The sequence below is a fragment of the Stenotrophomonas maltophilia complex sp. Om-AH-Sm3 genome (genome assembly GCF_059337855.1).
The window spans coordinates 26,382-49,103 of record NZ_JBYBLQ010000003.1 but is presented as its reverse complement, the minus strand read 5'-3'; the positions used below and the strand labels follow the sequence as shown (position 1 = coordinate 49,103).

The window sequence follows — 22,722 nt, the reverse complement described above, 5'->3', positions numbered from 1 at the left end:
CGCCGGCCGCTGATTGCGCGACCGCTGTGATCCCGTTGCTGCGTTTCCCCCGTTGCGGCGGTGCGTTGCCGTGCGCGTGGCGTCGTGCCTGCACACATTCCCCGGCCCCCACGCCACTCACCGATGCCCCTGCGCCAACTGCGCCTGCATCGCCGTTTCCGATTTCCGGGACCTACCTCACCGCTCATTTCCCCTCTTCTGCCTACAAGGGAGCCCCCATGCAGGACACCCCCGATGCATACGCCCATTTCGGCTGGTTCAAGCGCCGCCGCCACCTGAAGGTCGATGAGATCACGGTGGTCGACAAACCCATGCTCAAGCGCGCCGTTGGCGCCGCTGCACTGGGCAACGCGATGGAATGGTTCGATTTCGGTGTGTACGGCTATCTTGCCGTCACCATCGGCCAAGTCTTCTTCCCCTCCAGCAATCCCACCGCGCAGGTGATCGCCGCCTTCGCCACTTTCACCGTAGCGTTCCTGGTGCGGCCGCTGGGCGGCCTGGTGTTCGGGCCGCTGGGTGATCGCTACGGCCGCCAGAAAGTGCTGGCGTTCACCATGATCCTGATGGCGCTGGGCACGTTCGCCATTGGCCTGATTCCCGCCTACGAGCGCATCGGCATCTGGGCGCCGGTGCTGTTGTTGCTGGCGCGCGTGGTGCAGGGCTTTTCCACGGGTGGCGAGTATGGGGGCGCGGCCACCTTCATCGCCGAGTATTCCACTGACCGCAACCGCGGCCTGATGGGCAGCTGGCTGGAGTTCGGCACGCTGGGCGGCTACATCGCCGGCGCCGGTACGGTCACCGCGCTGCACATGCTGCTGAGTAGCGAGCAGATGCTGGACTGGGGCTGGCGCATTCCGTTCCTGGTGGCCGGCCCGCTGGGCCTGCTCGGCCTGTACATGCGCATGAAGCTGGAGGAAACCCCGGCGTTCCGCGCCTTCGCCGAGGAGGCCGAGAAGCGCGAACACGACCGGCCCGGGCTGGGCGCCCTGTTCCAGGTGCATGGCCGCCAGCTGCTGGTATGCATGGGCCTGGTGCTGGTGTTCAACGTGACCGATTACATGCTGCTGACCTACATGCCCAGCTACCTCAGCGTCACCATGGGCTATGCCGAGAGCAAGGGCCTGCTGCTGATCATCATCGTGATGCTGGTGATGATGCCGTTGAACATCGTCGGCGGCCTGTTCAGTGACCGGCTGGGCCGGCGCCCGATGATCATCGGTGCGTGCATCGCGTTGCTGGTGCTGGCCGTTCCGTGCCTGCTGCTGGTCGGCAGCGGCAGCGACGGGCTGATCTTCCTCGGCCTGATGCTGCTGGGGCTGGCACTGGTGTGCTTCACCAGCTCGATGCCGTCCACGCTGCCGGCGCTGTTCTACACCCCGGTGCGCTACAGCGCGCTGTCGATCGCCTTCAACGTGTCGGTGTCGCTGTTCGGTGGCACCACGCCGCTGGTGACTGCGTGGCTGGTGGAACGTACCGGCGACCCGCTGGTGCCGGCCTATTACCTGATGGGCGCGGCGGTGATCGGGCTGGTGACCATGCTGTTCGTGAAGGAGACCGCCGGCCTGCCGCTGCGCGGTTCACCGCCGGCGGTCGGCAGCGAACGGGAAGCGGCTGCGCTGTTGAAGAGCGATGCGCCGGTGACGGTGGACCCGACCTTGCCGCCGCTGCCGGAGGCTTCAGAGCCCGAGCAGGTGAAGCCGGCGTTGTAGAGCTGGGCCCGCGCGCGGCTGCTCTTCGGGGATCAGCCGGGCATGGGCTCGGCGCTACAACGCACGCGCCCTCAATCGCGCGGGCTGTTCAATTCCATCGCACGCATCACGATGGGCTTGGCCCAGCCGGGCGTGTGCAGCAGGTCGGCTACCGCAATCGGGTATTGCAGTTCGCCTGCAGCCATGGCCAGTACCGGCAGCGGCACCACGCAGCCCTGCGCGTCGGCCGGCGCGCTGTTGTCGTAGACGTGCAGTTCGGCCAGGTGCGGCAGCAGCTCCAGCAGGTTCGCGCGCGCGGAATCGAAACGCGCGTGGATCTTCTCCTCCGGGATATCGTGGCCACCGGCCGCCACACGTGCAGCCACACGGGCGATGTGCAGTTCGACATCGGCCAGCCCACAGAACCAGATCGCCACCTGATGCCGTTCGCAGGCCTCACGCAGCAGGCGCGGAATGGTGTTGCCGCCGAGCGTCGTCTCGAAGGCGAAGTCGGTGCCATCGGCCATGGCCTGGCGCAGGCGGCGGGTGCCTTCCTGCCAGGCCTCGGCGTTGGCCTCCGGCAGCGGCCAGCCGGCGTCGACCAGGCGACGGGTGAACGAGTCCGGGTTGAACCAGCTCAGCCCATCGGCGTCCAGCCAGGTGCCCAGCAGCGAACTCTTGCCGGCGCCATTGACGCCGGCCAGCACCAGGATCCGCCCCATCGGTCAGAGTGGACGGCCGAGAGTGACCTTGCGGCCGCGGCGGATCGGCTGGCCCACCACCTTGCCCAGCCCCTCCCCGCGCTGCAGCCCGGCCAGCTTCTGGTCGAATTCGCTGCGCAGGCGCAGCAGCTCTTCGTTGCGCTCACCGGCATCGCCACCCGCAGCCTTGGCCAGCAGTTCCTGGTAGGTGCGGATGTCCACGATCACCGCTTCCGGGTGGTTGTGGTTGGTGATGACCAGCGCCTGCTTCTCTCGCACGGTGCGCATCAGGCTCGGCCAGCCCCGGGTCTTCACCGACGAGGCCGGGGCTTTTTCAAGGCCAGGCAGATCCAGCGGCAGGGTCATGGCACGGCTCCAGACAGGGTGGATGACAGCCACTATACCCAATTTGGCCAAATTGGGGATAAATCCCTTTTCACCCCGGCGCCCCAGCGTCGGGGGCGTCGGTCTGCAGCAGGCTGTCGCGCTCGCGCAGCGGGAAGCGGATCCAGGCATCCAGCCCTTGCGGGGTAAAGCTCAGCTCGCCGCTGCCGGCCAGTTCATAGGGCACCCGCTGCTCGATCAGGACCCGGCCCAGGCCTCGCTGGCGTGGCATCTCCCACCCCTCCACCTCGGCATGGCGCTCGCACCAGTGCAGGCCCAGCCACGGCTGCCCGTCCTGCACCTGCAGGTGCCAGCAGACATCGACCCGCCCGTCCCCGTGGGCCAGCGCGCCGTGCCGGAGCGCATTGGTGGCCAGCTCATGGATGGCCAGCGACAGTACTTCGGCCGCCTTCGGTGGCAACAGCACATCCTCACCCTGCAGATGATAGGCGGCGGCCGCCGGTGTCTGCGCCGCGATCTCCTCCTCGAGCATGCCGCGCAGGCAGACCCCTACATTGGCGCCACGGGTCAACAGGCTCTGCGTGCGCGCCAGTGACATCAGCCGCGCGCACAGGCGCTCGGCATACTCGTCCACGCTGCCGACCGATACGCGGGTCCGCCAGGCAATGGCATGGATGGTCGACATGATGTTGCGCACGCGATGCTGCAGTTCGGCCAGCAGCACCGACTGGCGCTCGGTGGCACGCTTGAGGTCGTCGATGTCCACGGCGATCGCGAACACGCCACTCACCCCGCCATCGGCATCACGCAGCGGTGCGGCGGCGACGCGTGTCCAGCGCGCGCGCCCGTCGTCATGGACGAACTGGAACTCCAGGCCCGGGACCATCGTCTCCCCCCGCAGGGCGCGGGCGATGGCGAAATCGTGGGGTTCGATGCGCGAGCCATCGGGATGCACTCCCTGCCACCGATAGTGGTTGGGGCGATCCGTGGAGGGCACCTTGCCGGTGGGAAGATAGGTCCGCATCTGGTCGTTGGACAGCTGCAGGTTGCCGTCGGCGTCGACAATGCAGACACCCACCGGCAGCACCTTGAAGGCCAGCGCCAACCGGCGGTCGCTCTCACGGCGCCTCTGTTCCTCGCGTTCGCGGGCCGCCTGCGCGACGTGCGCAGCCGTCGTTTCGAACATGGTCACCAGCACGCCGCTGATGCACCCGTCCTCTCCGCGTATGGGACTGTAGGTGATGGTGAACCAGACATCCTCCAAGCGCCCCCGTCGCGCCAGCGGATAGAGCTTGTCCTCATAGGTGATGGTCTCGCCCTGCCACACACGCTGGTAGATCGGGCCGTTGATGTGCCAGACCTCGGGCCAGCACTCGCGCGTCGGCTGGCCCAGTCCGCCAGGATGCTTGTCAGCCAGGATCTCGGCATAGCCATCGTTGTAGAGCTGTACCAGCTGCTCGCCCCACAGCACGATCATCGGGAAGCCATGCGCCAGCATCAGGTCGATCGTGGCGCGCAGGTGCGGTGGCCATCGTTCGATCGCGCCCAGTGGCGTGGATGACCAATCGTGATGGGCAATCCGGGCGGCCATGCCGTCATGGCGCGCATGCGCCTGCAGCGACGGCGGCATGCCCGCCGGGCGCTCAGCGGCCTGGAGGCCTTCGGTGCGACGCGACATACCGCGCAATCAGGCGATGCCCGCAGGGGCCTGCGGCGTCGCCACCAGTCCCGCCAGCTGCTGGACCAGGGCCTCGATGTGATAGGGCTTGGTGCAGCGGGGCGCATCCGCAAAGCGGCTGGGCAGGTTGTCATCGTAGCCAGAAGTCAGCATGAACGGCGTACCCGCTTCGGCCAGCCGGTCGGCCAGCGGGTACACCTGTTCACCACCGAGGTTGATGTCCAGCAGGGCCACATCGATGGGGTTGTCATCCAGCAGCCGGCCGAGTGCCTGCAGGTCCCCGGCCGGCCCCACCACCTGCGCACCCTTCAGCTCCAGGTAGTCCACCAGGAACATCGCGATGGCGAATTCATCTTCCGCCACCAGTACTCTCAACCCTTTCAGGCCTTCTGGCTTGTTGCCCGCGTCCAGCACGACCGGCGCTCCTCGATACACGCGGCCCACCTCCGCCGCAACGGCCGTAGGATGCGCGAACCGGGCTACAAGGGCGCGTGATGATCGATGAAGATCGCAGCAGCGGCGCATTCACTCCGGCATTGCAGCGGTGCGTTCAGAACGCACGCTCCCATTTCAGGCTGAGCAGGCTGCGCTCATGGCTGTACAGCCAACCAACGTTGCTGTCGATGCGGGCGTAGCGCAGGCTCAGGCTGGGCACCAGCCCGCCCACCGCCAGCTGCTCGCTGCGCACGATGGCGATCAGGTTCTGTTCATCGTCCTGCCTGCGCGCCTGCAGCAACGGACTCCAGGCATCATAGTCACGGTGACGCAACGACACGAACACCGTGGCCGTGGTGCCACTCCACTGCCGTGCCGCGCCCAGCCGCAGGCCGTGCTGGCGGTAGCCGTTGGCCGGGTCGGCTGCGCTGCTGTCGGTCAGGTCCACGCCCGCGAACAGGGTCCAGCGCGGGTTGAGCGCGCGGAACCAGGTGGCATACAGCGCGGCCAGTTCGCCATCGTAGTTGTCGGCCAGGCCCGGCTGCCGGTAGCGCTGGCGTTTCCAGTCGGCCTCCAGCTTGAGCAGGCTGCGCGCGTCCAGGGCGTACTGCCATTCGCCGTGCACACCACTGCCGCCCTGCAGGGCGTGGTTGCCCAGCGCCTGGAAGTCATAGCTCGGCGCCAGCTGCAGGGTGTGCCGTGCACCGCGCCAGCTGTAACCGGCCTGCACGCTGGCGTTGAGCTCGTTGTATGCACTGTACCCGCGCCATGCCTGACCGAAAGCGAGACCGCGCACGTAAAGTCCATGATGGCCGGCCCACGCCCAGCGCCGTTCCAGGTTGGCGTCGTAGTCCAGGCCGGTGGCGCGCTGCGCTTCGGGTAGCGTGCGTTCGATCAGGCAGGTGTCGCCGACGACGAACAGGCAGGTGCGGCTGGCCGAACTGCGGTTGATGTTGTCGCTCCATGCAGGCCCGGCGGCGACCGCACCCTTCCAGCGCCTGCGTGCCTGCAACGCGTCCAGATAGCTGTCCACGCGTGCGCGCACACCCGCGGTGGCCAGATCGTTGCTGTCGATACCGGCCTTGATTGCACCGAACAATGCCACCGCCTCGCGGTCGCGCTGGTCTTCGGCATGGACGCGCGCCAGTTCAAGGCGGGCGGGCAGGAAATCCGGCTGCGCTGCCAGCAGTGCTTCGTACTCCTGTGCGGCGCGCGAATGGTCACCGGCCACGCGGGCCAACGCACCCTGCGCGTAGTGGCGCAGCAGCGGATCGTGCCCCGGAAGCTCGATGTATTCGGCCAGGAACGCCGCAGCGGCCGGCCACTGCTGATGCTGCAATGACAGGTAGAGGGCCTGGCCGAGATCATCGACGGTGCGCTCCACCCGCACGGTCTGGCCATCGATGGTGAGCGTCGGCCGTTGCGATTCGGCCTGCTGCAGGCGCTGCTGGTCCTGCTGCTGGTGGCGCAGTTCACTGCCCTGTTCGAGCACGCGGCGCAGATCGTCCTGCTGGGCGCGCACGTCGGCGGCAACAAGCAGCAGGAACACAAGGGAAATGGGGTGGCGCATTGGTCGATCCGTGGCGGTGCATGCAGCGGGCCGAAGCAGGGACTGGCGGATCGCGGCTTGTCCCTGCCCTGCCCCGTCAGGGGCGTGGCAATCAGTTCTTGCTGCCGCCGAAGGCGGTGTCGTACTGGCTGTTGCCGGCGAACGTAGCGATACCGGCCAGGGTGGCGGCGTTGGCGCCGAAGAACTGGCCCTGGCTGTTGCCGGTGACCGAACCGTTGGCGACGGCGGTGCCGGCGAAGGATGCATCGGCGCTGTTGATGTTGGCGCTGATCGCCAGGGTCTGGCCACCACCGGTCAGGCCGCCGGTCAGCTTGCCGGTACCGAAGTTCGCGGCGAAGGTTCCGCTGAGCAGGTTGCTGCCGTTGAACTTGTTCAGGCCGGCCACCGCGTACGTGGCGGTGCCGCTGGGCAACGTGGTGCCCGCACGGTCGCCAGCGAAGTACACCTGGCGATTGTTGAAGCCGCCTGCGGCGCCATCCTTGGACCATTCACCGAACCAGACATCGCCACTGCCCACCTTGACGAAGTTGAAGTGACCCATGCCGGCATGATTGCCCGGGGTGCCGGTGATCGGCATGGCCAGCGTACGTACGGTCACGTTGCCCACGGTGGTGGGGGCCGAGTATGCGGCCAGGCCCTGGAAATCGACCGGCTTGGCGTTGGAGACGGTGCCGACACCGATGCCGGCCTTGCCTGCGCTGTGCGGGCCGCCATTGACTTCGGAGGCACCGACCTTGACGTACAGCTGCGAATCGGTGGCCGGGCTGGCCGCACCGACGATGTCGGCGGCCTGGGCGGCACCGGCCAGGGCGAAGGTGGCGGCCATGGCCAGTACGGAACGGGAGATCATCTTCATGGAACTACTCCTTGGGTTGAGGGAACTACAGGTACAACAACAGAACAGGTCATCAGAAGCGCGCGGTGACACCGAGCTTCAGCGTGCGCCCTGGCGCCGGCAGCGTGGAGCGCGTGGCCGGGTCGACGTAGTAGCGGTTGCCGAGGTTGGTGCCGACCAGCTCGACGCTGGCATGGTCGTTGATGCGCCAGCGCGCGTAGGCATCGACGGTGGTGATGTGTCCCCAGGTGAACGGCACGTTCTGCCAGATCAGGCCACCACTGCCGGCGTACAGGCGGTCACGGTAGGCCTGCAGGTCCGGGTTCTGGTGGCGCCGGTAATGCACGATGCGGCTGCCCAGCTCCAGGCGCTCATCGAACAGCCGGGTGCCCAGCGACGCGTTCACCGACAAGCGGGGAATGGCCTGGGTCAGCAGGTAGCCACTGACGAAGCCGTCCTGCACGCAGTTGGGCACCTTGCCGGCGAGTGCGTCGAGCTGCACCGCCATGCTTTCATCACAGACCTTGTTTTCCAGCGTGCGGGTGATGCCCAGGTCGGTGAAGAAGCGGCGGTTGTCGAAGCGCGCCTGCAGCTCCACGCCGCGGATGCGCTGCTTGTCCAGGTTGTCGAACAGGAAATTGCCGTCGCGCTCGATCACGTTGCGGGTCTTGTGCACGTAGTAGGCCAGCTTCACGTCGGCATCAGCGGTGTTGCCGAACAGCGCCGACAGGTTGCGCACATAGCCCACTTCGTAGTTGTAGGCGTGCTCGGGCTTGAGCGGGTACAGCGGGTTCAGGCTGCTGGAGAACGCAATGGTGCTCTCGAACATGCTGGGGAAACGCACCGCCTCGCTATAACGGACGTAGGCGCGCGCATTGGGCGAGAAATGCGCGGTAGCCGAGAAGGTCGGCAGCCAGGCATGGTCGCGCCTGCGCTCATTGCGCCCGGACACCGTCTGCGGCCGCCCGCTCTGGATACTGCACAGGATCTGCGACCCCTGCACCGGCAACAGCCCGGGAATGGCCGCCACCTCGCCATTCAGGCAGGGGTTGCTGGCACGGCTGTAATTGCCGTCCGCATCCGGCAGCCACGGAATGGCGTGGTCCACCGCAACCGGCGTCTCATACCTGCTCAGCAGGCCCTTCAGCAGATCATCAACAATGAAGCCCATGCCGATGCTGTCCCAGAACTCGCGCTGCGACTCGATGGCGTCGATCTCGCCCTGCAGGCTGGCCGGGCGTTCGGGCAGTTCGTTGACGCGGTAGCGGGCCTCCTTGGGGAACACCGAGGTGGTCATCAGCTCCGGGTGTTCCTGCAGGAAATCATCAAAGGCCCAATAGCGCGCGTAGCGCACGCCGGCACTCAGGGAGAGGAAATCCATCGGCCGCCAGTCCAGCACCAGGTAGCCCTCGCCTTCCTGGCGGCGCCCCGCGCGCGGGTACATGCGCCAGCCATCGCTGACGCCGAAGTACGGGTCCGCCGAGCGCAGTTTCTCGAACTGCCAGTTGCCGCCCACGGTCAGGTCCAGGGTGGAATGCAACGCGAAGCGGTTGCTCAGGGTCAGGCCGGTGCGGTCGTTGCGGGCATTGGCCAGCGCGGTATTGCGCAGGATCGGGCTGCTGCCGGGGTTCCAGTCGGGGTTGCTGGCAAAATTGGGGAAGCCGCCAGCGGTGTACGTATCGCTTGTGGTTTCGGTGCGCCACAGGTTGGCACGCAGGTCCAGCCAGCGGCTGCCGGCGGGCTGCCAGTGGTATTCCAGGTTCCAGGCATCGGCATCGACGCGGCTGAGCGGCCACTGGATGCGACCGTAGTCGGGCGCTGACAGGATGCGCGAGGGCATGACCTCGCCGTAGTGGGAGAGCGTACGCCGCCAGGTCGCGCGCAGCTGCTGGTCGTCGCTGATCTGCCAGGTTCCCTTTACCAGCCACGATTCCTGCTCGCTGGAGGTGTTGGGTACTTCATCGCCCGGCTTGAAGTAGCGCGCCAGCGTGGTGATGTAGTCCAAGCCCTTGTACTCGAACTGCTCGCGCGGATCCCGGTCGTAGTACGCCGCGCCCCGGGTGCCGGAAAAGTAGTTGCCCCGCTTGCGCCAGGCATAGGCCGCCATCAGGTCCACGTGTTCGCCACGCAGGCCCAACGCCAGCCGCCAGGCCTGGTCTTCCCCGGCGAACACATTGGCTTCAGAACCGCGCGACTTCACCGGCACCAGCAGCGTGCTGTCGGCATACGGTGCCGAGGGCGAGCCCTGCGGGAACCCCGGCACCGTGCGGTAATCCTCGCCGGTATGCAGCCGCGGCAGGCGTGGCGCCACCGCATTGCTGCTGCCCTCGATCTTCAGCTCCCCGCCGAAGCGCTCACCCGCTTCCACGATGTCATCGACGTCGATGGTCTTGATCACCAGCGCGCCACCGATCCCGCTGTGCACATCGCGCACCAGCCCTGGCCCCTTGATGACCTGGATGCCACCAATCAGGTTGGGATCGATGTAGTTGCGGTTGCTGACGCCGTTGTAGCCGCGCCAGACCGTGAGCGCCTGTTCGCCACCGTCGATGCTGACCGGCACCCGCCCCGGCCCCTGGATGCCGCGGATGTTGATGTCCAGCGCGCCGCTGTTGCGCGCATCGCCGCTGAACACGCCGACCAGATCCTTGACCACGTCGGCCGGATTGGAGCCGCGGTAGCGCTCCACCCGGTCGCGCCCCGAGTACGCGGTGGTCATGTCCAGCGCGAACACATCGTCGTAGCCGCGCCGATCGCGGGCCTCGCCCCCTTCCGACTGCAGGCGACCGGCCACATCCAGCGTTTCGGTCACCCGCACCCCTCCCCCCTTACCCGCCTCCGCTGCGGCACGCAGGCTCCAGGTGCCGTCCAGGCCGCGCTGGGCGCGCACGCCACTGCCGCGCAGCAGCTGCTGCAGGGCCTGCATCTGGCTGTACTCGCCGTTCACCGCACTGGATCGACGGCCCTCCACCAGGTCACTGCGGAAGACCACCTGCACATCGGCCTGGCGGCCAAAGCTGCGCACGGCATCGGCCAACGGTTGTTCCGGAATGGCGTAAGTGCGCAGCGGTGCGGCCACTGTGGCTTGCGCCTGCACCACCGGCACCCAGGCCAGCGGCAGCAATGCGGTGGAGATGGCCAGGGCCAGGACGGTAGCGCGACGATGACAGGCGGATGCCGTGGACGGCATGGACAGGAACTCCTCAAGCGGGGCGGGACCACGGGCACGTCCGGTGCCCGGTGGTGTGTCTGGCTTGAGAAGAAACGCGGTTTCGCTCTGGCTATACCTCTATAGACAGCGGGGTACGACGACTGCCCACGGTTTTTTCATGTTTTTTCATGCAGCCGGTTCATGCGTGCTCCGCGGGCGCTTCACCACACCAGCAACGCACCACCGGGCAAGCGCTGCACCCGCAGTCCCGCCTGCGCGGCCACGGCGTCGATGGCCGTGTCCGGCTGCTGCAGATGGAACAGGCCACTGACCCGCACGCGTGTGCCCTGCCCGCCCACCACCCAGACCGGGGCACGCCGGTAGCGGCCGAGATCGGCGATGGCCTGCGCGGCAGGCAGACCGTCGATCACCACCTCACCACGGCGCCACGGCGCCATCGCCTCCGGCGCGGCCTGCCGAAGCGGCTGCAACCAGCGCCCGTCACGGAACGCGCGCACCTGCCCGGCGCGCAGGCGCTGCACGCTGCCATCGCCCGGGCGCACATCGACCACGCCCTCGCTGACTTCGGTGGTGATGGTGGCGCCCTGCATCGACACGCTGAACGCCGTACCGATATCGCGGATCTGGCCACCGCCGGCCTCGACCTGGAACGGTCGCTGCTCATGCGCCACCTGGAACCAGGCCTGCCCGCGCAGCAGCTGCACGCGCCGCTGCTGGCCATCGAACGCGAGTGCCAGCGCGGTGCCGGCATCGAGTACCGCCGTGCTGCCGTCGTCCAGCTGCACCACGCGCGGCGCATCGCTGCTGCGCACACCGCTGCGCGCCAGCAGCAACGCGTGCGGTGCGGCCGCGACCATCAGCACTGCGGCCGCAGCACTGGCGAGCAGCCAGGGCAGACGGCGGCGCGGTGCGATCGGGCGCAGCCCCTGCCGATCCGAGGTCAGCTCCGGCAGCGCGGCCAGCACCTCCGGCCCGGCAGCGTCCAACCGCTGCCAGAAGGCCTGCTGCTGGCGCCAGGCCAGCGCATGGCGAGGGTCGGCCTGCAGCCAGCGCTGCAGGGCTCGTTGCTGGCGTTCCGGCAGCGGGCCTGCACTGCACCGGATCACCCAGCGCAACGCCTGCCTGGCCTGACGCGGCGAGGGTTCGGACGTGGTCATGGTTGTGGCCTGCCGCACCACGAACGGGTGCGCTTTCCAGTTGTGACAACGGCGGGCGCGATCTGCCCACGGTAATCGCCGCTCATCGCCGCGCCCCCTGCTGATGCTGTTGGATCAGCAACGCTGCACGCAGCACATGCTTGCCGACCAGACTCTTGGAAATGCCGAGGCGCGCAGCGATCTCACGCTCGCTCAGGCCCAGGTAGCGGTTGAGCACGAAGCACTCGCGCACCTGGGCCGGCAGGGCCAGGATGGTCTGGGTGATCTCGCGTAGCTGCGCCTGGTCCAGCGCCTGTGCCTCGCCATCGCGACTGGCCTCGGCCATGTCGACGGCGTACTCGGCCATGGCACGGCGTTCGCGGGCGTCAGCCTGGCTGCGATTGAGCGCGTGGTGATAGGCCATCCGGTACAGATAGCCGCGTGGCTCCAGGATGGGCGGATCGCCGGGCACGCTGCTGGCCTTCAGGTACAGGTTCTGCAGGGTGTCCTCGGTACTGGCCGCGTCGAGATAGCGCGCGATGAAGCGAGACAACGCACGGCGCTCGCGGATCAGCAGCTCGACCAGCGCCAGGGCATTGGGAGACATAGGTGCCAAGGCCGGACCGGGGAATGATGGGCGTGATGGCGACGGTCCGGACGTGGATTGTGGGCTGCGCGGCCGTGGGCGGCAAGCCACGGGCTCGTTCATCCACGCATGGCAGGTGCTCTGCGAACTACAGCGCGACTGGGCCCGCTCGGAAACGGTGCCGGCCTTCATGAACCTCTTCATTGAAACCGGTGGTACGGCGGGCATCCAGTTCTCGTACGATCGTACCGAGTGATTGGGCGGCGGCGCCGGTCCTGGCTGGCGCCGCCTTCTGGAGCAGTCGAGCATGGCTCGACTCTACAGTGGGGCTGGCCGAGCATGGCTCGGCGCTACAGACGGATGGAGAACCTGATGGCCTACGCACGCATTGTTTCGACAGCCGACAACTACCTGCACCACATCAGCAACGGCAGCTTCGATGTGGATGCGGACGAGCCTGCTTCGCTGGGTGGCCAGGGCAAGGGCTTTGCGCCGTTCGACCTGTACCTGGCCTCGCTGGCGGCGTGTACCGCCATCACCCTGCGCATGTATGCGCAGCGCAAGGGCTGGGACCTGGGCGAGTTCCATGCCGAGCTGCGCTCGGAACGTGACGAGGACGGACGCTTCCACGTGCACCGCGTGCTGCATGCCAGCGCCGAGCTGAGTGATGCGCAGTGGCAGCGGTTGCTGGAGGTGGTGGAGAAGACCCCGGTGACCCTGGTGATGCGCGAGGGTGCACGCATCACCAGTGAGCGCGGGGGGGGCAGCGTAGCCCCATCCACGCATGGCGTGGATCTACTGTAGAGCCAAGCCCATGCCCGGCTCTGCAAAAGGCTCAACGCCGTGAATGCAGCACGGTGCGCTGGCGCATCGCGTTGAATTCCTGCTCTACCTGTTGGATATCCTCGGCTTGGAACCCGGCCGCGTCCAGCAGCTCGTCGGCGGCGGCGGCGGCCAGCGGATCATCGTCACGCTGGCGCCAGCAGCGCGCTGGCAGGAAATACCCCACTTCGCTGCGCCCGCGCATGATCACCACCGGCCGGCCTGCATACAGCAGGAACTCCGCCAGGTGCTGGCGCAGCCCCTCCACCGAGACATAGGCCGGGCCGATGCCCAGCGATCGGCTGGACGGTTCGGAACTCTCGAACAGCTTGCGACGGCTCATCCACTCCTCCTTATGTGCAGCGCGTGGTCTCCTTTCCTTAGACGGGCGCATCGCTGCGCCCCCGCCACGCACTACGTGATCCACATCACGCCGTCACTCAGAACCCGGTATTGAACTCCAGCTGGAACACATCGATCGACAGTGGAGCACCGGACACTTCCTTGGCCGCCATCCACTTGCCGCTGATCCAGCTGCGCGCGTCCAGCGCGTAGGCGCCGCCCACGTAGTAGCCGCGGGCGTTGGTGCCACCGAGGTGGAAGTTCGGGTCGTTGTAGGCGTCCGGCAGCGCATCGGCCTCGATGCGCTTGTAGCCCAGCAGCGCCTGCCACTGGCCCTTCTCCTTCAGGTCGGTGGCACCGAAGGTGGCCTGCACCATCCAGGCGGTGTCGCCGCTGCGGAAGGTGTCGATGCTGGCGGTACCACCGGCGCCGTAGTTGTTGACGATGCCGTTGTTGGCGCGGCTGAACATCGCCTGCTTGTCGTAGGCCAGGTTGCGGATGTAGTCGCCGTCCAGGCGCAGGCCGATGCCCTGGGCCAGCTGCGTATCCCAGCGCAGGTTCAGCGTGGCCAGGCGGAATGCCGAGGCCAGGCCGACGTACTGCGGGGTGGGCGTGTTGGCTGGATCCAGCGGGTTGCGTGCGATGTCGCGGATCAGCATCAGGGTGTTGCCCTTCTGCATGAACGCCGGGCGCGACCAGTCGGTGTCGCAGCCCACCGCGCCCGCATACAGCGCGCACGGCGAGGACAGGCGGCCGCTGATGTTCTTGAAGTCGTAGTAACCCAGCGCCGCGCGCAGCGCGTTGTCATCGTTGAAACGCCAGTTCACGCCGACCTGTGCACCGGACAGCCACTTGTTCTCGTTCGGGGTCTTGACCCGACTCTGGCTGGGCGCGCTGTCGGAGGTGTACTCCAGCGGTACCACCGCCAGATTACCGAACAGGCCAAGGTCACCGCCGTCGAAGTCGTACTGCAGGTTGGCGGCCAGGCCATCGAAGTTCAGGTCGTTGGAGAACAGCGTATCGCTGGTCCAGAACGGATTGCCGAAGCGGCCGCCGCGCACCGTCACCCAGTCGGCCGGGCTGTAGGCCAGCCAGGCCTGGTCCAGCCACACATCCTTCTTGCTCAGGCCACCACCCAGCTGCTCGGTGGTTGACACCGGGCCATTGCTGCTGCCGCTGGCCAGGCGCACGCCAGCCGTGGTGTGCTGGCCGATGGTCGCCTCGATGCCGAGGCGGGCGCGGATGCGCCACAGGTTGCGGCGGTCCTGGCGGGTGTTCAGCAGCGGTGGCAGCTGCAGGTTGGTGTTGGTATTGGTGTCGAAGCCGTTGCCGGAATTGATCGACGACCAGTTGCTGACGATGTCGCTGTTGCGTTCGGAGAAGAAGCGCGACTCGCTGCGCACGCGCATGTCACCGGTGACCTTGATGCGCTTGGTCCACTCAGCCACTTCGTTCGGCGCCGCCCAACCCTCGGACCTGGCCTGCGTCATCACTTCCTGGCGCACTTCGTCACGAATGCCGTCGCGCACGCTCTGCGGTACGTACGGCACGCGCACGTCACCGGCCTCCAGGGCCACGCCACCACTGGCGGCCGGTGTCCCGGCGGCCGCGGTGCGCTGCAACGCCGCTGCTTCGGCCTGCGCCTGCACCAGCAATGCCTGGCCGTCTTCGGGTTTCAGTGCACCGCTGGCGATCAGCCCCTTGATCAGCTTGACCATGGTGGTTTCGGCGGCCATCGCGCCGGCCGGGGCGGCCAGGCTGAGCAGCACGGCGCAGCACAGCAGCGCCCGTCGGGCCGGCCGCGGGTGGCGGGAGTCGGTTCGTGCACGGACGTGGTCGTTCATCACGGTTCTCATCGGAAGAAGGGAAATCACGGAGGTCGGGAATCAGGCCCCGGGCCGGCGGCCCTGGATCAGGACGCGGGCGGGGAAATCAAGCGACGGCGGCGGTGCCTGGTCGACCTTGCCGATGCGACGCAGTGCATCGAGCACGGCCGCGTCGGCCTCCTCGTTGCCACTGCCACGCACCAGCTCGACCTTCTCCAGGCGACCATCGCTGGCCAGCCACAGATTCACCTGCAACTGGAACGCCAGGCGCTTGACCTTGTCGTCGCGCGAGATCGCCTGCTGCATCAGGTAGCCGAGGTAGCGCCCATAGGTGGCATTGCCGGCACCGCCACGACCGACGCCGGACGAACCGCCGCCGCTGCCGGACTGGATGCCGAAGTTGTCGCCACCGGCCTGCGCGTCGGCATTCATCGTCACCGGATCGCTGTTGTCCGGGGTCGGCGTCGGCTCTTCGGCCGGCGTCGGCTGATCCAGCGGCTCCGGTTCGGGCATCGTCTCTTCCGGCGGCGTTTCCGGTTCCGGCGGTTTTTCCGGTGGCGGCGGGGGTGGCGGAGGCGGTGGCGGCAACGCCAGCATCGGCGGCTGCACCACCGGCCGGCGGGTGCTGGCGGTGTCCTTGAACAACAGCCACCACAGCGCGACGCCGAGCACCAGCAACGCGACCAGCACCAGCGCGACGGTCACCAGCAACGGGCGACCACGCATGCCGGGCTCCGGCCGGGGGGGTTGATGGGCGGTCATGCCTCAGCCCTGCGCCTTGCCGGTGACCAGGCCCACCTGGGCCAGCTCCAAGCGCCGCAAGAGGTCCAGCACCTCGACCACCCGGGCATACTGCACCTGTGCGTCTCCGCGCACGATCACCGGGAAATCCGGCGTGGTCGCGCGCTCGGTACGCAACCGGTCTTCCAGCTCGGCCATCGTCACCGGGTAGGCATCCAGGAACACCTGGCCGCTGGGGTCGATGGTGATCGCCTTGGTCTTCGGCTTCTCCAGCGCGATGCTGTTGCTGGCCTTCGGCAGGTTGACCTCGATGCCGGGGATGGAGGCGTTGCTGGTCAGGATGAAGATCACCAGCACCACCAGCAGCACGTCGACGAAGGGCGTCACGTTGATGCCCTTCTCGCGCTTCTTGATGCCGAACTTCGCCTTCTGGCCCATGGCGCGCTCCTCAGCCCTGGACCGCGGCCGGGCCGCGCCCGTCCTGCTCTTCGGCCAGGCGCGCGGCGAACTCGTCGATGAACACCGCCATGTCCGCACCGATCGCTTCGGCACGCGCGCCAAGGTAGTTGTAGCCGAACAGTGCAGGGATCGCGACGCCGAGGCCAGCCGCCGTACACAGCAACGCTGCGGCCATGCCGGGTGCCACCGAGTTGATGTCGACCGCGCCAGCCATCGCCGCCACCACGAACACCAGCATGATGCCGATCACGGTGCCGAACAGGCCCACATACGGGGCCCCCTCGATGGTGGTCGACAGCCAGTTCATGCGTCGTGCCATCGCCTCCTGCTCACGCACCATCACCGCATCCATCGACGCGCGGATCGCCGCGATGGTGGCACCACTGAGGTAGCCACTGTTGCCGTCGCGCTGATGGCGCTGCTGCATTTCATCAATGGCCACCTGGTAGATGCGCCACAACGAACCGTCGTGCATCGCGGTGGGTGCCTTGCCCTGGCGGTCCATGTCGGACAGGGTGCGCAGCGGTACGCCGGACAGCTTGCCGAAGCTCTCGGTGAACACCGCATTGGCCTTGCTGGTACGGCCGAAGTGGCGGCTCTTGGCGATCATGATCGCCCACGACAGCAGCATCATCAGGCCGAGGATCGCGACCACCACCCAGGCATCGAACGGCATCGCCTTGAGGATGAAGGCGAAGTGGCTCTGCCCGGCTGACTGCTCGTCGGCGCCGTAGCTGATCAGCCGCGAATCGGCACCCTGTGCGGTGGCATCGGCCAGCAGCAGCGCGGCCGGCCGTGCCACGCGCGAGATGCGCAGTTCATCCAGCGCACCTTCGAAGTTGGCCAGTGGCTGCACCGCGCCCGGCGCATCGGCACCCACCACCGGAGCCGTGCCCAGCGCCGGCAGCGCACCGCTCAGCTGGGCAACGACGCGCCCGTTGAGGTACAGCTGCAACGCGCCCTTCTCTGCCGTCAGTGCAACGTGTGCCCACTGTCCTTCCGGAACCGGCTGCGCGGGCGTGCTGCGCTGGCCATTGAGCTGCACGAACGGCACGCGGTTCTCGATGCCCAGCACCAGCTCGGATGCGCCGTCGCGACGCGCATAGATCGCCTGCGCCGCAGTGTTGCCGCCCGGCTTGATCCAGGCTGAAACGGTGAGCGGCGCGCCCGCTTCCTGTGCCAGCGAGGCGCTGGCCGGCAGCGGCAGCGGCGCGGTGCCCAGCTGCACGCCACGGCCGATCACCGTGCCTTCCGACGGCGGCACCACCGCGCCGGCATTGTTGCCATAGGCGGTGGTGTCGCGTGCCGGCGCATTGGCCTCGGCAAAGTGGTAGACCAGCGTGTAATCCGGATCGAACACCTGCTGGCCGCTGCCGCTGGCCGGTGCCTTCTCATTGCCGTAGTACATCCAGATCGTCTGCGGCGCGGTAGCGCTGACTGCCGGTACGTCGACCCAGACCAGGGCCAGGCCCATCCTGGGATCGAACTGTTCGATCTGGTGGGCCAGCACGGTACGGCCATCACCCGAGACGAAGCGCAGGTCGTTGCCCGCGTCCTGGGTTCCGTCGAAGCCGAAGTTGCCGGTATGCAGGCGCAGCAGCAGCGGCGTGCGGCCCGGGTCACCGGCCAGGCCCGCGCCCTGCGGGCCGGCGTCGATGGTGATCGGCTTGCGGTACTTCCATTCGGCCTGCCACCAATTGGCATCGGCCGCAGCCACCGGCAGCGCAACGAGCGCGGCCAGCAGCAACAACACTCGGGAAAGCAAACGGTCCATGCGAAGGGTCTCCGGAGAACGCATGTTCAAGGGAAGGGTCAGTAACTGGTGCTGATGTTGAAATGCAGGCGCGGGTCGTCCTTGCGCGTGACCGGGCCACCGGCATACGGCCAGGCGTAGTCCAGGCGCAGTTGCAGGTGTTGACCCAGGCGCAGCTGCGCGCCCAGGCCGACCGAGGCCAGGTTGTACTTGTCGCGCTGTTCGGGCAGCGGCTGGCGCAGGCGCAGGTAGGCCGCGTCGGCAAAGCTGTAGACACGCAGGTCGGTGCCGCGCCACGGTGACCACGCAGGCGTGCGCCATTCCAGGTTGGCCAGGCCGCCGTAGTCGCCGATCGCCTCGGCCGAGAGATACCCACGCACGGTGTACATGCCGCCGGCGGCGAACTGCTCTGCCGACACCAGCGGCGCGTCGGTCACCTGCAGCGATCCACGCGCATACCACTGCCAGTCGTTGCCGAAAGTGTGGGTGTTGGCCACATCGGCCTTGAACGCCACGAAGCTCGGATCGGCCCAGTAGCGCTTCTGCCCGAACGCGGTGGCGTCACTACCGTAGCCGAACAAGCGACGCGTACCGGCCACCAGCTGGGTGTTGATGCTCAACTGATCCTGCTCGCCCTGGCGTACACCGACAAACGCCAGAGTGATCGGCGCGTACCTCAGCGGCGTCTTCAGGCTCTCCTTGCCCATCTGCGTGTCTTCCTCGGTGTCCTTGAAATCCACGCCGAGGCTGAGCTGGCGCCACCACTGGCTGCTGCCCGGCAGGCGGTAGTTGAGCTTGAGGCCGATCGAATGGCCGTTGCCGATCACATTGGTGCCGGTGCCGGTACCGACCTGCCCACCTGCATTCAACACGCGGCTGTCGGATCTGTAGCCGGAGGCTTCCAGGCTCCACGGCGTACCTTCGAACGGCATCGTGTACGAGGCCGAGAACACCTTGGCCTGCTTCGTGTCTTCCGGCGCCAGATACACGCCGAGGTTGGCGCTGTGCCCACGCTTCCACAGGTTGTCGTAGGCCAGCGATGCACTCAGGCGCAGCTTCTCGGTGTCGGCGCTATGGTCGTTGTTGAGTGACGCACTGGCACGCCACGGCGACTTCTCCTCGACCTGCAGGTCCACATCCATCGTGCCCGGCACCTGGCCTTCGCGCACCAGTGGCATCACCTGGCGACGTCCGCCTTCGTTCAGTGCGGTCAGTTCCTTCTGGGCCTGGTCAAAGTCCGGAACCTTGCCTTCCGCCAGTGCCGGCACGCGTTCACGAATGCGTTCGGGCGATTCGTGGCGGGTGCCGACCACGCGCAGCTGGCCGATCGGCGTCTGCTGCACCTTCAGCAGCACCACGCCCCCACTGACCTGCTGCTCGGGTAGCTCGACGTAGACCGACTGGTAGCCGGCCTGCTGATAGAGCGCGTGGACCGCATCGCGCGCCTTCTCGACATCGGCCAGGGTCTTGCCCGGGCCGAGGAACGGTTCCACCGCACGTTCAATCTGCCGCGGATCGAGCACCGTGTTGCCGCGCACGATGTATTCGTTGATGTTCACGCTGGGCGCGGGTGCTGCCTCCTGCGCGAACAATGACAGCGGCATCGCGGCCAGGGCCAGCACCAGCGGATGCAGGCGCAGCGGAAGGCGAACGGCTCGGCACGGAACAGGATTCATCGAAGGCATCGCGTCGTATCGAAGGGAGGGGCCAGGGAGCGGCGCGTGGATCTACCAACAGGACGTGTACATCGCGTCAAAGCCGCCAACAGTTTTGTGACAGCACTGTCATCTTTTGAAAGCGCCGCAACGCACGCAGGCGGACCCTGCCTTGGCCACCCGTCTTCATTGCAGGACATCGATTGCTGCGGGAGATTCGAGATGTGTGAATCGTTGATGCCGGACCTGCGCGCTGCCCTCGCCCTCGCCCTGCTGCTGGCGCTGCCATCGGGTCGCGCCGACGAGGCGAAGAAGCAGGAAGAAGCTGCGCCCTGCATCGAAGTACTGGTCAACGGCGAGCGGATTCCGGCCTGGGACTGTCTGCAGCGCAAGCTGGCGCCTGCGACAAAGCCGGCGAAGTCGGCGGCGCTCCCCGAAGCCGAACGCCTGATGCAGCAGCCCGGCAACCAGCTGATGCAGTACAACCTGGAAGGCACGCGGCAGCGCATGGGCGATGCGTTCGGTCGCTCGGTGGTGCCGCAGCGACCTGCGCGCTGAGTCTGCGCCTCTGTAGCGCCGAGCCCATGCTCGGCTGTCTTTGTATCCGTCGGCGAGGCCAAGCTGAAGCAGCCGAGCGCAGGCTCGGCCCTACAGGGCGGCCGGCACGATGCCATCGCTCGGCACCGGTGGCAGCGTGGGCACCGCCAGGCTGCGCGACTGCCCTGTCTGGTTCAGCTCCACCGTAGTGGCACTGATGCTGGCCAGCACCGTGCAGGGCCCCAACCGCTGGCCCGGCGCGTAGGCCTCGGCAGGACGCCCATCCACCGAGAGCAGCGCAAGCGGTGCGTGGTCGCCGGCCATCACGCCCAGCACCACCACCTCGGTCTGCACCGCGCCCGGGGACAGCAGCCGCACCAACGGCAGGCTGGCCACTGCATCGAACATCGGCCGCACCGGCGCCTCGGCTTTCGCCTCGCTGTCTGCGGCCGCTGGCGCCACCGCAGACAGGGTGACGCTCCAGTAGGCCACCACCGCCAGCAGCAGGGTTGCCGCCAGCAGCGTCAGTATGCGATTGCGATCCCAGCGCCTGCCGTCCATGTTCCGCACCATCGCCACGTTCGTGTCTGCCCACGCTAGCAGGTGCGGCTGACGCTTTTGTTTCATCATGCGGGCCTACGCTGGCAGGCATCGACCCGGACAGGAGGCAACGTCGATGCAGCGCGTGCCGCGTGGTTTCACCCTGCTGGAACTGATGGTGGTGCTGGTGATCATCGGTATCTGCACGGCGGGAATCGGGCTGGGCCTGGGCAGCCTGCTCGACCCGGGCCGGCAGCTGCGACAGGAAGCCGAACAGTTGGCGCAGCGCCTGCAGGTGGCGCGCGACGAGGCCCGGATCGATGGCCGCCCCCTGCGCTGGCAGGCCGACGCCGCCGGCTACCGCTTCAGCCGCCGCGAAGGCACCCGTTGGGTGGATGTGCAGCGCGACGACCTGCTGCGCCCACAACCATGGCAGCTGGCGGGCATCGCGGTGCAGCCGACCACGCCGATTGAACTGAGCCCCGAATGGATTGGCGTGGCGTGGGAAGTGACGCTGTCGTTGCAGGGCCGCCAGCTGCGTCTTCGTGATGATGGCAGCGGACAGTTGCAGGTCGTGCAGTGAAGCGGAACAGGCACGGGTTCACCCTGATCGAAGTGCTGATCGCATTGGCGATCGTTTCAATCGCACTGGCGGCGGTGATGCGTTCGGTGGCGGTGGCTACCGACGATCAATCGCGCCTGCGCGACCGTCGGCTGGCACTGATGTGCGCGCAGGACCGCTGGCAGGAGCTGCGCCTGGCCGGGCAGCCGCCGCAGGATGCACGGCAGCGCTGCGTGCAGGGGCGCAGCACGTTCCTGGTGCTGCAACATCTCGGCACCGGCAGCGACAGCCAGCCGCAACTGGAACTCAGCGTGGTGGCCGAAGAGGCACCGCAGCAGTCCCTGGCGCGGATGCAGCTGCCATGGACCACCATGCAATGAAGCGGGTCGCGCGTGGCTTCACCCTGATCGAGGTGATGATCGCGATCACCGTCATGGGTGTGCTGGCGCTGATCTGCTGGCGTGCGCTGGACAGCGTGGCCAGCAGCGACCAGCGCCTGCGCCGGGCCGATGCCGAAACCACGACGGCGTTGCGCATCCTGCAGCAGTTCCAGCGCGATATCGAGATGCGTGCCGACGACGCGCTGATGAATGGTGCAGTGCGTCCGGCCGATCAACCGCAGCGGCTGCTGCCTCCGTCCCTGGTAAGCGAACGGCACCCGGACGGCAGCTTTGCGCTGGAGATCACCCGCAGTGTCGGCAGTGATGGACTACGCTGGCAGCGGGTGCGCTGGTGGCGGCAGGGCAATACGCTGTGGCGGGCCAGTGGCGCGGCGACGGATCGATACCCCCTGCCCGCGCCTGAGCCGTCGAAAGCCATTGCGGTGGCCAGGGATGTGCAGCGGTTCGAGGTACGCGCCTGGCAGCCGGGCGCGGGGTGGGCGCTGTTGCCGAGCGAAGGCGAGGTGCTGCCGGCCACCGGGCTGGAACTGCGCTTGGGCCTGCGCGATGGGCGCGGGCCGTTGAGTTACCGGCGGGTGCTGGAGCTTTAGGATTCGTTCGTGTCACCGCATCCACGCATGGCGTGGATCTACTGCCGAGCGGCTTCTACTGCCCGGCCTGCTTTGGTGGGTGCCGACCTTGGTCGGCACGGATGCTGGCCCAGCCATCCACGCATGGCGTGGATCTACTGCCGAGTGGCTTCTACTGCCCGGCCTGCTTTGGTGGGTGCCGACCTTGGTCGGCACTGATGCTGGCCCAGCCATCCACGCATGGCGTGGATCTACTGCCGAGCGGCTTCTACTGCCCGGCCTGCCCTGGTGGGTGCCGACCGTTGGTCGGCACTGATGCTGGCCCAGCCATCCACGCATGGCGTGGACCTACTGCCGAGCCTGCCGCCG

22 protein-coding genes are annotated in these 22,722 nt (G+C 67.4%); 6 read left to right on the top strand and 16 right to left on the bottom strand.

Annotation, left to right across the window (positions count from 1 at the left end):
* Window positions 1-218 precede the first annotated feature (218 nt).
* A complete protein-coding gene (gene proP / locus AC10QF_RS04730) occupies window positions 219-1,709 on the top strand; it encodes a glycine betaine/L-proline transporter ProP (RefSeq protein WP_494541838.1) in 1,491 nt (496 codons plus the stop codon).
* A gap of 71 nt (window positions 1,710-1,780) precedes the next feature.
* On the opposite strand, the gene AC10QF_RS04725 is transcribed toward proP, so the two are convergent.
* The 9 genes from AC10QF_RS04725 to AC10QF_RS04685 form a co-directional block, all read right to left on the bottom strand.
* The gene (locus AC10QF_RS04725; protein ID WP_049411566.1) at window positions 1,781-2,410 is read right to left on the bottom strand and encodes an ATPase; all 630 of its coding nucleotides are present in this window, start codon (window positions 2,408-2,410) and stop codon (window positions 1,781-1,783) included.
* A gap of 3 nt (window positions 2,411-2,413) precedes the next feature.
* Complete coding sequence (locus AC10QF_RS04720; protein WP_447906360.1) at window positions 2,414-2,755, bottom strand: type II toxin-antitoxin system prevent-host-death family antitoxin; 342 nt, start codon at window positions 2,753-2,755, stop codon at window positions 2,414-2,416.
* A gap of 70 nt (window positions 2,756-2,825) precedes the next feature.
* Window positions 2,826-4,412 carry a sensor histidine kinase gene (locus AC10QF_RS04715; RefSeq protein WP_494541837.1) on the bottom strand — a complete coding sequence of 529 codons (1,587 nt, stop codon included), beginning with the start codon at window positions 4,410-4,412 and terminating at the stop codon, window positions 2,826-2,828.
* Between the two features lie 9 nt (window positions 4,413-4,421).
* A complete protein-coding gene (locus AC10QF_RS04710; protein ID WP_494541943.1) occupies window positions 4,422-4,826 on the bottom strand; it encodes a response regulator in 405 nt (134 codons plus the stop codon).
* Between the two features lie 136 nt (window positions 4,827-4,962).
* Window positions 4,963-6,417: a surface lipoprotein assembly modifier gene (locus AC10QF_RS04705; RefSeq protein WP_494541836.1), complete on the bottom strand. Its 1,455-nt coding sequence runs from the start codon at window positions 6,415-6,417 to the stop codon at window positions 4,963-4,965.
* Window positions 6,418-6,508: 91 nt separating this feature from the next.
* Complete coding sequence (locus AC10QF_RS04700; protein ID WP_065186511.1) at window positions 6,509-7,273, bottom strand: Slam-dependent surface lipoprotein; 765 nt, start codon at window positions 7,271-7,273, stop codon at window positions 6,509-6,511.
* 52 nt (window positions 7,274-7,325) lie between these two features.
* Window positions 7,326-10,442 (bottom strand): TonB-dependent receptor, encoded by a 3,117-nt coding sequence (locus AC10QF_RS04695; protein ID WP_494541835.1) that lies wholly within the window; start codon window positions 10,440-10,442, stop codon window positions 7,326-7,328.
* A gap of 182 nt (window positions 10,443-10,624) precedes the next feature.
* Complete coding sequence (locus AC10QF_RS04690) at window positions 10,625-11,581, bottom strand: FecR family protein (protein WP_494541834.1); 957 nt, start codon at window positions 11,579-11,581, stop codon at window positions 10,625-10,627.
* Between the two features lie 82 nt (window positions 11,582-11,663).
* Window positions 11,664-12,167: an RNA polymerase sigma factor gene (locus tag AC10QF_RS04685; RefSeq protein ID WP_494541833.1), complete on the bottom strand. Its 504-nt coding sequence runs from the start codon at window positions 12,165-12,167 to the stop codon at window positions 11,664-11,666.
* Window positions 12,168-12,518: 351 nt separating this feature from the next.
* On the opposite strand from AC10QF_RS04685, the gene AC10QF_RS04680 reads away from it, so the two are divergent.
* Window positions 12,519-12,950: an OsmC family protein gene (locus tag AC10QF_RS04680; RefSeq protein ID WP_494541832.1), complete on the top strand. Its 432-nt coding sequence runs from the start codon at window positions 12,519-12,521 to the stop codon at window positions 12,948-12,950.
* Window positions 12,951-12,981: 31 nt separating this feature from the next.
* Here AC10QF_RS04680 and AC10QF_RS04675 read toward each other — a convergent pair whose 3' ends face one another.
* From AC10QF_RS04675 to AC10QF_RS04650, 6 genes are all read right to left on the bottom strand, one after another.
* Window positions 12,982-13,311, bottom strand: a complete 330-nt coding sequence (locus AC10QF_RS04675) for a hypothetical protein (protein WP_053500994.1) — start codon at window positions 13,309-13,311, stop codon at window positions 12,982-12,984.
* A 97-nt stretch (window positions 13,312-13,408) separates the two neighbouring features.
* The gene (locus tag AC10QF_RS04670) at window positions 13,409-15,154 is read right to left on the bottom strand and encodes a putative porin (RefSeq protein WP_070489819.1); all 1,746 of its coding nucleotides are present in this window, start codon (window positions 15,152-15,154) and stop codon (window positions 13,409-13,411) included.
* A 42-nt stretch (window positions 15,155-15,196) separates the two neighbouring features.
* A complete protein-coding gene (gene tolA / locus AC10QF_RS04665; protein ID WP_494541831.1) occupies window positions 15,197-15,862 on the bottom strand; it encodes a cell envelope integrity protein TolA in 666 nt (221 codons plus the stop codon).
* 39 nt (window positions 15,863-15,901) lie between these two features.
* Window positions 15,902-16,315 (bottom strand): ExbD/TolR family protein, encoded by a 414-nt coding sequence (locus AC10QF_RS04660; protein ID WP_069138399.1) that lies wholly within the window; start codon window positions 16,313-16,315, stop codon window positions 15,902-15,904.
* Window positions 16,316-16,325: 10 nt separating this feature from the next.
* Window positions 16,326-18,110 carry a DUF2341 domain-containing protein gene (locus AC10QF_RS04655; RefSeq protein WP_494541830.1) on the bottom strand — a complete coding sequence of 595 codons (1,785 nt, stop codon included), beginning with the start codon at window positions 18,108-18,110 and terminating at the stop codon, window positions 16,326-16,328.
* A 38-nt stretch (window positions 18,111-18,148) separates the two neighbouring features.
* Window positions 18,149-19,765, bottom strand: coding sequence for a ShlB/FhaC/HecB family hemolysin secretion/activation protein (locus AC10QF_RS04650; RefSeq protein WP_494541829.1), 1,617 nt, complete (start codon window positions 19,763-19,765; stop codon window positions 18,149-18,151).
* Between the two features lie 201 nt (window positions 19,766-19,966).
* Between AC10QF_RS04650 and AC10QF_RS04645 the strand changes: the two genes are divergently transcribed.
* Window positions 19,967-20,302 (top strand): hypothetical protein, encoded by a 336-nt coding sequence (locus tag AC10QF_RS04645; RefSeq protein WP_111178688.1) that lies wholly within the window; start codon window positions 19,967-19,969, stop codon window positions 20,300-20,302.
* Window positions 20,303-20,392: 90 nt separating this feature from the next.
* Here AC10QF_RS04645 and AC10QF_RS04640 read toward each other — a convergent pair whose 3' ends face one another.
* The gene (locus AC10QF_RS04640; RefSeq protein ID WP_494541828.1) at window positions 20,393-20,854 is read right to left on the bottom strand and encodes a hypothetical protein; all 462 of its coding nucleotides are present in this window, start codon (window positions 20,852-20,854) and stop codon (window positions 20,393-20,395) included.
* A 103-nt stretch (window positions 20,855-20,957) separates the two neighbouring features.
* On the opposite strand from AC10QF_RS04640, the gene gspH reads away from it, so the two are divergent.
* The 3 genes from gspH to AC10QF_RS04625 are packed head-to-tail and all read left to right on the top strand — an operon-like array spanning window position 20,958 to window position 22,374.
* On the top strand, window positions 20,958-21,404 hold the full coding sequence (gene gspH, locus AC10QF_RS04635) for a type II secretion system minor pseudopilin GspH (RefSeq protein WP_053500980.1): 447 nt from the start codon (window positions 20,958-20,960) through the stop codon (window positions 21,402-21,404).
* Entirely contained in the window at window positions 21,401-21,763 is a 363-nt protein-coding gene (gene gspI / locus AC10QF_RS04630; protein WP_494541827.1) for a type II secretion system minor pseudopilin GspI, read from the top strand. The genes gspH and gspI overlap by 4 nt, the downstream gene beginning before the upstream one ends.
* On the top strand, window positions 21,760-22,374 hold the full coding sequence (locus AC10QF_RS04625; protein WP_494541942.1) for a prepilin-type N-terminal cleavage/methylation domain-containing protein: 615 nt from the start codon (window positions 21,760-21,762) through the stop codon (window positions 22,372-22,374). Before gspI ends, AC10QF_RS04625 begins: the two co-directional genes overlap by 4 nt.
* The last annotated feature ends 348 nt before the right edge of the window (window positions 22,375-22,722 follow it).